Raw genomic sequence first — 11,391 nt, 5'->3', positions numbered from 1 at the left:
CAGGCTCTTGCGGTGAGCTTGATGTCTACCAGTGATTTGTTCTGCTTGATCCGCTCAATCATGATATGTTCAACGGGGATGCGGGTGTAGTTTTCAAGAATCCGCCATGCCGTAGCGGTGTGTACGTCATCAAAGAGAATGATCGCCGTAATCTTCTGCATGACCTCATAATCAAGATTTTTGAGCGTGGCGCACAGCTTGTACGGGTCGGAGTTTTCGCAGTCCACTACCAATACGGTCTTATCGCTGTCATCTATGAAGTCGTAGATATTGTTTTTTACAAAAGCCCCTGCATCGGAGACTTTACTGTATTCCGTGAAGGCGTCGCAATGCCATTGATAAAGCAGGGTAGCAAACTTCTTGTCATTATAGAGGACATTACCCTCGTCCATCGGTACCCAGTTGATGTACATTTGATAGGGGTAGTAGGAGAGACTTGCGTAATAGATGTCCGCAGCATCTTTCGTTCCGTCCTCCGTCAAGCCGTTTGGCATAATGAACAGCTCTTTTATGTACGCCCAGTTAATCCAGATTGGAAAGAGGCTTTTGCAGTTGTTAATGCGGTCTGAAATCAGCCGGTTGATCTCGATAATGTGGTGGCAGAGCTTTGTACTCGACTTTTTAATAAAGCTGATTCCGTCATTTGAAAGCTGCTGCATACTGGATGTTGGAAGGATCTCCGGCATCGAAAGAAGCCCACGGTATTCCATCCGCATGATGTCATTTATTTTCCGGTAATTGCGCTCAATGGCGGTGCGGATGATACATAGATTACGAATGATACGGGCATTTTTATCCTGTTCAAGCCGGTTGTATATCTCTATCTTCGGCGGCTCGTGTTCATTTTGAAAAATACGGAGCGGGACGCCGATCAGGTAAGCGACCTTTGACACAAGCTCATAGGTGCTGTCTTTATAAGCAATCTGTTCTCCGGCATATTCGACGCCATTCAACATGACTGAATTGCCCATGATCTACTCCTTTCGATGGAACGTGGGTTATTGAGCGTACTTTTTGAAGTTTTCAGCTTGTTCCAGAACCTCCTTGTAGACATCATCAATGGTTACGGGGGGATAGTCAAATTCATCCAGTAGCAGTATGAGGTCAACTTGCAGATTTGCCTTAATGTCATCACGGGTAGACCAGTCGGTGTATTTAGCTTTGTCATCGACAATAATCTTAATCCGCTTTGACAATTCAATCATCTTATCGTCCGGGTACTCGAACTCATACTTCTTGGCAACCGCCTTGAGAATGTCATAAAAGGCTTTTTCCTCGTAGTCAATTCCCATGCCCTTGAAGGAGTCTTTTTCCTTTTTGAGTTCTTCAAGGAGCTTCGCAAGCTGCTCCGCCACATCGTCAAGAACTTCATTAGCAAAAGCCTCATCACGACGGCGATTGTTGTACTCATCAACAACCCGCTTGAGGCGGTCTGAGAACTCCATGCCCATAATGCGGTTGACTTTTTTATACTCATCAATCGCTTGAGAAAGAAGCCTCTGCAACACCTTTATCTTTGTGTTTGGAAGTTGGATTGCATTGATCTTATCCAGATACTCGTCACTGAAAATATCAACAGAGATGTGTTTTCCCGTCTCAAACAGTTCCTCTATACCATCAGATTGAATTGCACCTTCAAGAAGTTCACGGACACGGGCATTCATTTGTGAAATGTCAGGGGCATCACCCTTTGTGAGTTTGAAAAGAATAGAGCGCACAGCACAGTAGAAGTGCAGATAGTCCTTTTCTTTATCAGAGATAGCCTCACTTGAACTGCATAGGTTGAACGCTTGTTTCATGCGCTTGACTGCCGCCATAAAGCGAGTTTCCAAATCTTCCGTGAGCTGTACATACTCAACAGCCCGATTGAGGCAAGCAAGCTGCTCTTTCGGTGAGCCGTTGAAGTAAGCCGTGCTATTGAAGTTGTGGAACATCTGAGCCAAGACATCGAGTTGGTCTTTAACAATCGTGATAGACTGCTCGACGCCTTCAAACTCATCGCTCTCAAAGTTGGTGTATTTCTTGAGGGCGAGATTCATGTTTTTCTTAATGCCGATGTAGTCCACGATCAAGCCCTTGTCCTTGCCGGTATAGACGCGGTTGACGCGGGAAATCGTCTGGATAAGGCTGTGCTGCTGGATGGGCTTGTCGATGTAGATTGTGTCGAGTGCCGGTACGTCGAAGCCGGTAAGCCACATATCAACAACGATGGCAATTTTGAAGTTTGATTTAACGTTCTTAAACTGACGGTCAAACTCCTTGCGATCATCTTTCGTTCCCAGCATTTCATAAAGCTCAGGCTCATCATCTTTATTTCGCGTCATGATGAGCTTAATCTTCTCGATGGGTTTGAGTTCCTTTTTCTCTTTTTCCGTCAGTTGAACCCCGTCAGGGCAAACCTTTTTCTCTGCCCATTCCGGTCTCATTCCAACTATAATCTGATAAAAAGCGTATGCAATCTTGCGATTAGAGCAGACAAACATTGCTTTTCCTGCAACGGTAGCTCCTTCGGCAACGCGGGTCTCATAGTGGTTAATGAAGTCCTCCGCAACTGCGTGAAGTCGGTCAGGATCACCGATGATCGCATCAATATGAGCAACCGCCTTCTGGCTTTCCTCAATCTGATGCTCATTTGCGCCTTCAACAGCACAGCGGTCATAATAATCTTCAATTTCCCGAACCTTTGCCTGATCAAGAGTGACCCGTGCAGCGCGTCCGTCGTAGACAAGGTTGACTGTGATACCGTCTTTAACCGCTTCTGTCATTGTGTAGGCATCGACAACCGGACCGAAGACTTCAATCGTGCCATCTACGGGCGTGCCGGTGAAACCAACATAGGTAGCATTGGGGAGAGAATCGTGTAGGTACTTTGCGAATCCATAGCTTCGCTCTACACCTTCGGCAGTGACCTTGACTTTCTGATCGAGGTTTATCTGACTACGGTGTGCTTCATCGGATATGCAGATCACATTCGCTCTATCCGTCAGAAGCTCCAAGTCCTCGGTGAACTTTTGGATGGTGGTCATGTACACCCCACCGCTTGTCCTGCCTTGAAGTTCCTGACGTAGCTTTTCGCGGGAATCAATGCTCACAACGGTTTCGTCACCAATGTACTTCTTGGATGCTACAAACTGCTTTGAGAGCTGGTCATCCAAATCCGTTCGGTCGGTAATAATCAGGATTGTAGGGCTATGGAAGAAGGTACTCTTCATAAGCATTCTTGTGAGGAAGAGCATAGTATAGCTTTTTCCGCAGCCTGTCGCGCCGAAGTATGTGCCGCCCTTGCCGTCCCCCTCCGGTCTGAGATGTACCTTGATATTCTCAAACAGCTTGACCGCAGCAAAATACTGAGGATAGCGGCAGACGATTTTGAGGTCTTTGTCCGAGCTATCAGGGAAATAGACAAAATCCTTGATGACTGCCAAAAGCCGTTCTTTGCGGAACAGTCCGCTCACCATAGTTACAAGGGAATTGATGCCGTCCAATTCCTTATCGTCAGCTTCAATCTTTCTCCACGCATAGAAGAAGTCATACGGGGAGAAGAAGGAACCGTATTTATTATTTGCACCATCGCTTATGACGATGAAGGCGTTATACTTGAAGAGTTCAGGAATATCACGGCGATAACGCACGGTAAGCTGAGTATAGGCGTCCATGATCGTTGTGTTTTCTTTGACTGCACTCTTGAACTCAAGCACAATAACTGGAATGCCGTTGATGAATACAATCCCGTCCGGTATGCGTAGCTGGTTGTTGATGCCTTCAATTTCAAATTGGTTGACGATCTTGAACACGTTTTTCTCTGGCTCATCAAAGTCAATCAACTCAATGTAAAGGTCTTTCTTTGTGTGATCTTCGCGGTTGAAGATGAAGCCGTCACAAACCATTTTGCAGACTGCTTTGTTTGCTTCGTAGATCGTGCCGGAAATAGACCTCAGGCGAAGGATAATGCTATCAACCTCGCTTGCGGTAAGACCCTCTGCGGCATACCTGTTCAGGAGGTATTTCCGCAGATCGTCGATAAGCAGAACCTCAGAGCGTTCGCGGTGGATCTGCTCACCATTCAAATAGATATAACCTTCATCCTGAAACAACTCCATGATGGACATTTCAAGAGAATGCTCATTGAAGTTCGCCATTATCATTTCCCCCTAACTGTCTTCGCATTTCTTCTTCAAATGCTTTTTCGCTTTGCTGGAAGTCGTATTCCCGATACTTCAATCCTAAGCGTGTCAGCATGAGTGTTCCTTCCCAGTCATCTATATTTGAGTATTGCTTTGCGCGGTTTACATCTGTGAGAATACCAAGAATCAAGCCCGTACAATCAAGCGCAAAGTCTATCATTTCCTGAACGTCCGGATAGGAAATAGGGTAACGATCCGGAAGGTTCTCACTGTTCACGATGCGCTGCTCATCGTTGTGGGCATAGAGTTTGTTTCTCTGCATTCGGATGTTATCTCTCTTTTTGCTCAGTCCGTTGAAACGTTTCTGATATAGATCCAAAAACTCCGGGAAAGTTAAATCCACCCGAACAGGAACATTGTCCGCACCAGGAATATCAAACGCTGCAAAGAGTTTTCTATCTGCCTCAACCCGGTTCTTAAAGAAGCATTCCTCTTGTGGCTTGAGTTGGTGCTGATATGGGATCGGGTAGGAAAAGGTTGTTCCGTCATGATCCACCGTCAAAGTTTCTCTGTACTTTGGGAAAAGGTCTTGGTTTTCCTCGCATTTAGCAAGGAGGGTTCCAATGGACACGACACCATTCGAGCTATCATACAGTTTGGCAATCTCCATGAAACAGGCTTTCATCAGGGCATCATAGACTGTATGGTAGAATGCTGGCGAAACCTTCATCTCTTCGGCATAATTATGTTGGTTCTTCCGATACTGCTGCATGATCAGGTAGTAGGCTTTTGCGTCGAAAGCTCCCTGGTGAAGTTCTTCGGCAATTCTGATCAATGTTTCCTTGTCCATTTTCGTCCCTCCCTTCGTAGGAAAATGATAATTTAGCGGCTTAATCGGACAGTTTTGCGAGGAGAACGGATCGAAGCTCATTAAGTTTCTGGATTTCCATTGTATTTGCTTCAATTTGCTCGTCCAAAGCGTTCATTTTCTTCTGAAAATCACTGATCACCTTGGTCGGAGGGACAAGGATTTTCATAGATTGGATGTTGTACATAGGCAACTTTGCTTGAACCGCACCGACTGTCAGAAGGTCAATCTCCTTAATTTGCTTTTTATAGCAAAGTGTATAATAGAGATAGTCGGAAGTAACCGTATGAATACCTGCGAGTTTAACGCAGTTTTCAGTAAGGTTTGCTTTATCAAGAGAGGAATGAATCTTGCCGAGCAATCCGATTGTACCAACAATCGAAATGACAATATCTCCGGTGTTTACTATATATCGTGAGATGGCTTGATGCGTTTCTTCATCAATATATTGGAATTGGTCTGTGAGACAGACATAGCGACTTCCGCCAACATCACGAACACGAATATAAGGGTGTTCTGTTGGATCATCAAGTAATTCACAGTCGGCAGGAAGGCGTTTGCCGCCTTTGACTGTACAGAGGCTATCCAAACTGACGATGCTATAACCCTCGGGAAGCTTGTCACACCCATAGTAAGAAGCAAATTGATCTTGGAATACTGCTTGTGCAGTTGCTTCTAAATTATCATTTATCTTCCGCTTGAGTTCAATCCGATCCGTGATCGTATTGTATGCCTTTACAATGCTGCGTTGCTTCTCGATAGAGGGGACAGGCAGTTCAACCTTGCACATTTCATCCCAGTCCATAATTTCCCGGACGCTGCCGTGAGACTTAAAACGTGCATAACGATCAAACTCCGGTCTGCTGAACCAGAGCATTAGGTATTCGGGCAGTAGCTCGTTTTCATCTTTCACTTCAAAAACGGTATAGATATTGCTGACAAGCCCCTCATCATAATCCGTTAGAAGAGCAATACCAATTTTGTCTCCACGCCGAGAAGTATCTGGAATGTAGGTAAACTGCCCCCGTTTGACTACCTTGTATTTCGTAAAGTCGGTACCAACCGTGTTTGCAATAGAGGGAATGAACATCTTTTGGACGGAAACACCTAAAAGGTTTTCCTCTTTTCCGTCTGTGTTCCTGACATCGACTTGGCGAATGAAGTCTCCAAGCAGCCTATATCCTTCTTTCATTGTGACACCTCACCCTATGTATTTTCTGTGTGCCAGCTTGACGTTTTGCTGTTTGACCATAGCATAGTGCATGGTCGTGTCGATTTTCTGATGCCCTAAGAGCTGCTGGACTTGCTCTATGGGCATTCCTTTATCTATGGCAGACGTTGCCAGTGTTCTTCGAAACTTATGTGGATGGACACGAGGCAGATTCAGCCTTTTCCCCAGTTCTCGAAGCCGTCTTTCTACGCCGCCGATCTGCAAACGGTCATGCGGCGCGGTCAGCGAGACAAACAAAGCTGAACAGGCGTCTGTACGGCTTTCCAGATAGTTTTGCAGATGGATTTTCGTCCTTGCATCGAAATAGACGATCCGTTCTTTGCTCCCTTTTCCGAAAACAACGCACTCTCGCTCATTGAAGTTGATGTCATCGCGGTTGAGGGCAACCATCTCACCAACACGCATTCCGGAGGATGCGAGAAGGTCAATCATAGCGAGATCGCGGACATTGCAGCAGTTGTCCCGCATGATTTCCAATGCCTCGTCGGTATAGGTTTCCTTGATCACTTTTGCCGTTTTTACCTTGTGGATCCGGCGTACCGGGCTTTTTACGATGTAATCCTCATCTTCAAGCCACGAAAAGTAGCTGGATAGGATGCGGCGGATATTATCTATCGTGACCTTGCTTGACTTACGGTTTGCCTGATACTCTGTTAGGTACTTTCGCAAGTCCTCAGTTGCGATCTCTTGTGGTTCTTTGTCAATGCCGGATAGCATTGACACAATGGTCTGACGGTAATAGCTCAAGGTTTTTTCTGAGCAGCCTTCAATGCGTTTTGCGTTGATGAAACAGGCAACCGTATCGACCTTTGCGCTTTCTACCATGTCCGCGCTGTGACTTAGCTCTACGCCACTCAGCACCCCTTCAAGGACGCTTTGAAGCTGTTTTAATTGTGCGTTGTTCAGAAACGGAAGCATCTGACGCTGCACTTCTTGAATTAGTTGTTCTTTCATTGTCGTGTCTCCTTTGAATATTCTCAGAGAACGACTTTTCAGTGGCAGTTCTTAGGGTAAAACTCTCGCCACTGGTGAGAGTAATGGACGGTAAATGATAATTTAGCGGCACAATGTTCTTGCGTCATGTATGACCAATACCGTTCAGATGCCCAAAACGGTAATCCGTGGACAAAATATACCGTGCAAGACCTCATTGATAAAAAGTACATTGATCCGCCTATGGACGGGAATCACGGAGAACTTCATCCCAAGGCAAGCGACTATGTAGCCACAGGTATTCCCTTTGTTATGGCAAACAATCTGTCCGATGGGTTCGTTGATCTGTCTCAATGCGCCTTTATTACAGAAAAGCAAGCAAAAACTCTTAGGAAAGGATTTGCCCGACCGGATGATGTTCTGTTAACACACAAGGCAACTCTTGGTAGAACTGCTATTGTTCCCGAAGGTTACGAATACATTATCTTGACCCCGCAAGTTACATACTATCGTGTCCATAAAGGACTGAGCAACGTTTATTTACGTTACTATTTCGAGTCAAGCTATTTCCAGTCAACGCTGGAAGCCTTTGCAGGTGGCGGAAGTACACGAGCTTACATTGGAATTACAAAGCAATGCGGGCTGCCGGTATATTTGCCGTGTGAATCATCCATGAATATCTTAACATACTCATTATCTCAAATAGAGCGGGTTCGCCTATTGAATCAAACAGAAATACAGCAGCTAATAGATGCTCGCAATACTTTAATAACACAGTTATCAAGCCGCTAAATTATCATTTTCCGCTCTCTTCAAAGCAATGCGGTCGGTAATTGCACGGTAGGACTCGACGATCTCACATTGTCTCGCATAGGAGGGAACAGGGAGCTTTATACGGCAAAGATCGTCCCATGTAATTCCGCCTCGAACACTGCCGTCCGTCATGAACCAGCACTCACGGTCAAACTCCGGTCTACGAAACCACATCATCAAATACTCTTCGTTTAAGACATCGCGGTCAATAATCTCAAACATGAAATACGCCGGAGAAACTATTGCAGGGCTGCCTTTCTCATAGAGCGCAATCGGAAGACGTTCATCGCGTCCAACGTGCATTGGGTTACAGGCAAATAGCCCCTTGCTGATCAGTTTATACCGACTCAAATCTGTGCCAATTACATTTGCGACGGAAGGCATAAACTCTTTGTCGATGCTTATGCCAAGAACAGTGCTGGTGACTTCCTCGGAGTTTCGATAATCAACAAGCCGAATGTGTTTACCAAGAGGTTCATAATTCGATTTCATAGCCCAGCTCCTTAAACACGGTCAACAGGTCTGCCTTTGACTTTTCTTCTGCAATGAGCAGATCACGCAGTTCACTTTGCAGCGTCTTCATTTTTGTATCAAAGTCGATGTTCTCATCGCGGTTTACAAACTCAATGTAACGGCTCGGAACAAGGGTAAAGCCCTTTTCAGCAACCTCATCGAAGGATGCGCTGTAACAAAATTCAGGCACATTCTGATAAGTTTCTTCATAGCCTTCCTGCTGCCATGCGTGATAGACGCCCGTGACTTTTGCACGGTCTTCTTCTGTCAGCTCAATATACTTCTTTTCATAAGGGCTTCCCATTTGCCGCAAGTCCATGAAAAGGATCTCGCGCTCACGGTTACGGAAGCGTTTTACCTCTCCGTTTTCTTCAACCACACGAGCCTTTTTATTCTTGTTCAGAATCCAAAGCGTAACGCTGATGTCGGTGGTGTAGAAGAGGTTGCGGGGAAGGATGATGATTGCTTCGACGAGATTGTTCTCGATGAGCTGACGGCGGATTTTCAGCTCTGTACCATCGTCAGATAGTGCGCCGTTTGCAAGCAGGAAACCGGCAACACCGTTCTGAGAGAGCTTTGAAACAATGTTCAGAATCCAGCCATAGTTTGCGTTACTCGTCGGCGGAACTTCATAGCCGTCCCAGCGCGGATCATCAATCAGCTCATTATCACCACGCCATTCTTTCTGATTAAAAGGCGGGTTTGCCATAATGTAATCTGCCTTGAGGTCCTTGTGCTGGTCATTGGTGAATGTGTTCGCTGCCATTTCTCCGAGGTTTGCAGAGATGCCGCGAATAGCCAGATTCATTTTGCACAGCTTGTACGTCGTGTTTGTATATTCCTGACCATAGATAGAGACCTTCTTCTTGTTGCCGTGATGTGCCTCCACGAACTTCATTGACTGCACGAACATACCGCCAGAACCGCAGCAAGGGTCATAGAGAATACCGTCATACGGCTCGATCATTTCCGCAATCAAATTGACAATGCACTTCGGCGTATAGAACTCGCCCTTACCTTTGCCTTCTGCAAGTGCAAATTTACTCAGGAAGTATTCGTAGACTCGTCCGATAATGTCATTCTCTTTATCGCCGGTGTTGATCTTATCAATCTCGTCCAGCAGTGATGCCAGCTTTGCTGTGTCGATGTGAAGACGTGAGTAGTAGTTGTCCGGCAGTGCGCCTTTCAGTGCGGGATTCGCTTTCTCAATCGTATAGAGGGCGGTGTCGATTTTCAGCGCAATGTCATCCTGTTTCGCATTCTCCATGATGAAAGACCAACGGCTGATCTCAGGCAGGAAGAACACGTTGTCCTTCGTATAGAAGGCAACATTGTCAACAAACTTCTCACCGTATTTTTCAGAAATAGCTTTCCTTTGTGCCTCAAACTTATCGCTGGCAAACTTCAAGAAGAAAAGGCTGAGAACGACGTGCTTGTATTCTGCTGGTTCAACAGAACCACGAAGTTTGTCTGCGGACTTCCACAGAGCTTCCTCCATAGAAATCTCCTTCTTCGGTGCCGATGCGGCTCGTGCCATATCAAAATCCTCCCTATGTATTTATCTAACCTATTTTACAAAAAGAGCTGTACGAAAAACCGGACTCAGTTCTTGTCCGTTCGCACAGCCTCACATATATCTCCGATGTCACAGTTCAGGTAATCACAAATGCGCAGCAAAATAGAGAGGGACACTTCTTCCCCCTTATTCAGTTTTGTCCATGTTCCGGCAGACAGCCCTACCTCATGTCGTAGAGAAGCCCTCTTTATGTCGCGTTCCAGAAGAAGCATCCATAGTTTCTTATAGCTTATGCGCACGGCAACCATCCTTTCACTTGCTTGCATTCAACATCGCTTATAATATTATACCGGATTTCATTCTCAAAAGCAATCCGATGATGCAAAAATTAAAGAAAAAGTTTCAACTTCTCGAACCTTCTCTCAAGGATGCAGGGCATCTCCGGTCAACAGAAGATGCCCTGCTTTTGAAGAGATTATTCGCGCTGTGTGCTGCGCAGATGATCACGGTCATGGTCAACAGAAGGAGCGAGAAACGTATCAACATTAGACTTGATCGTCTCTATGTGCTTCGCTTCTTTTTTGAGCTTCGCACGTTCATCATAGAGCCGTTGCTGCTCTTCAAGAAGTCGCTGCTGTTCCGCTTGCAGTGTCTTCAAGCTCGGCAGTTTTTCATCGCCCTGCATGGCAAGAAGCGTACTCCGCGCCGCCTCAAAGATCACAAGCTCTGCCTCATGCTTTGCCTTGAACCCCGGCTTGTCTTTTGCCTTCTGGAAGGCATCATATACAGGCTTGAGCCGCTGGTAGTTGGAGATATTTTTGATGAGCGGCTGGACTTCCCGCAGACGTGCTTCAACGCCTTTCAGTTCCTTGCCGGTACGGTCATAGGAACCGTGAACATCCTCAACCTTCTTCTCAAGATCGGCGTATTGAAGCAGATTGTTTTCCGTGAGATAGTTGAGTGTCCGTGCCGCTTCCTTGAGGATAGTGAGCTTTGCTTTATGCTCGTAACCCTTGCTGTCGATAAGCCTAATCCGCTCCTGAATATCTCCGATGAGAGAGATGCGCTTCGGCGTGGTCTGTCTCTGACTTCTTCGGGGCGTCCGTCCGGCAATCCGCTCCTTGATGCGTTCCTCGGTGTAGTTTTCACCGATAGTTTTAGACCTTGTAAACCGCTCCTGACCTTCAGCGCGGAAGGAGATGTATTTGCCAGTCTTGATTTCATAACCGGCTTCCTGCATGAGCCGCAGAAAGTCATCGTAGTCCTTCGCCGTGATGACAAGCCGGTCGATGGTCTGCTTGAGTTTCTGCTTCCAGCTCGTGCCGCGTTTGGCTTCGGTGTACTCCTTGTAGCCCATGCCCTTGTTCTGAGAGGGAGGGATAACAGAGAGACC

The 11,391-nt window shown here is 46.2% G+C and carries 10 protein-coding genes; 1 reads left to right on the top strand and 9 read right to left on the bottom strand.

The window, feature by feature from the left end:
* The 5 genes from H8711_RS12750 to xerA form a co-directional block, all read right to left on the bottom strand.
* The coding region (locus tag H8711_RS12750) for a hypothetical protein (RefSeq protein WP_249283794.1) at nt 1-971 on the bottom strand (971 nt) is incomplete at its 3' end.
* Nucleotides 972-998: 27 nt separating this feature from the next.
* Nucleotides 999-4,139: a type I restriction endonuclease subunit R gene (locus tag H8711_RS12745; protein WP_249283793.1), complete on the bottom strand. Its 3,141-nt coding sequence runs from the start codon at nt 4,137-4,139 to the stop codon at nt 999-1,001.
* Nucleotides 4,123-4,974 carry an AbiU2 domain-containing protein gene (locus tag H8711_RS12740; protein WP_249283792.1) on the bottom strand — a complete coding sequence of 284 codons (852 nt, stop codon included), beginning with the start codon at nt 4,972-4,974 and terminating at the stop codon, nt 4,123-4,125. Before H8711_RS12740 ends, H8711_RS12745 begins: the two co-directional genes overlap by 17 nt.
* Nucleotides 4,975-5,014: 40 nt before the next feature.
* Nucleotides 5,015-6,184, bottom strand: coding sequence for a restriction endonuclease subunit S (locus H8711_RS12735; protein WP_249283791.1), 1,170 nt, complete (start codon nt 6,182-6,184; stop codon nt 5,015-5,017).
* Between the two features lie 9 nt (nt 6,185-6,193).
* Entirely contained in the window at nt 6,194-7,177 is a 984-nt protein-coding gene (gene xerA / locus H8711_RS12730) for a site-specific tyrosine recombinase/integron integrase (protein ID WP_249283790.1), read from the bottom strand.
* Between the two features lie 126 nt (nt 7,178-7,303).
* Between xerA and H8711_RS12725 the strand changes: the two genes are divergently transcribed.
* Entirely contained in the window at nt 7,304-7,948 is a 645-nt protein-coding gene (locus H8711_RS12725) for a restriction endonuclease subunit S domain-containing protein (protein WP_249283789.1), read from the top strand.
* Here the strand turns inward: H8711_RS12725 and H8711_RS12720 are convergent.
* The 4 genes from H8711_RS12720 to H8711_RS12705 form a co-directional block, all read right to left on the bottom strand.
* Nucleotides 7,937-8,461: a restriction endonuclease subunit S gene (locus H8711_RS12720; protein WP_249283788.1), complete on the bottom strand. Its 525-nt coding sequence runs from the start codon at nt 8,459-8,461 to the stop codon at nt 7,937-7,939. The genes H8711_RS12725 and H8711_RS12720 overlap by 12 nt on opposite strands.
* The gene (locus H8711_RS12715) at nt 8,445-10,019 is read right to left on the bottom strand and encodes a type I restriction-modification system subunit M (RefSeq protein ID WP_119214454.1); all 1,575 of its coding nucleotides are present in this window, start codon (nt 10,017-10,019) and stop codon (nt 8,445-8,447) included. The genes H8711_RS12720 and H8711_RS12715 overlap by 17 nt, the downstream gene beginning before the upstream one ends.
* Before the next feature lie 65 nt (nt 10,020-10,084).
* Nucleotides 10,085-10,324, bottom strand: coding sequence for a helix-turn-helix domain-containing protein (locus H8711_RS12710; RefSeq protein WP_008982943.1), 240 nt, complete (start codon nt 10,322-10,324; stop codon nt 10,085-10,087).
* Between the two features lie 149 nt (nt 10,325-10,473).
* A partial coding sequence (locus H8711_RS12705; RefSeq protein ID WP_249283787.1) for a relaxase family protein occupies nt 10,474-11,391 on the bottom strand: 918 nt, incomplete at its 5' end.

It is taken from the genome of Ligaoa zhengdingensis (assembly GCF_014384885.1).
GTDB lineage: Bacteria > Bacillota > Clostridia > Oscillospirales > Ruminococcaceae > Ligaoa > Ligaoa zhengdingensis.
This window is presented reverse-complemented; position numbering and strand designations above follow the sequence as displayed.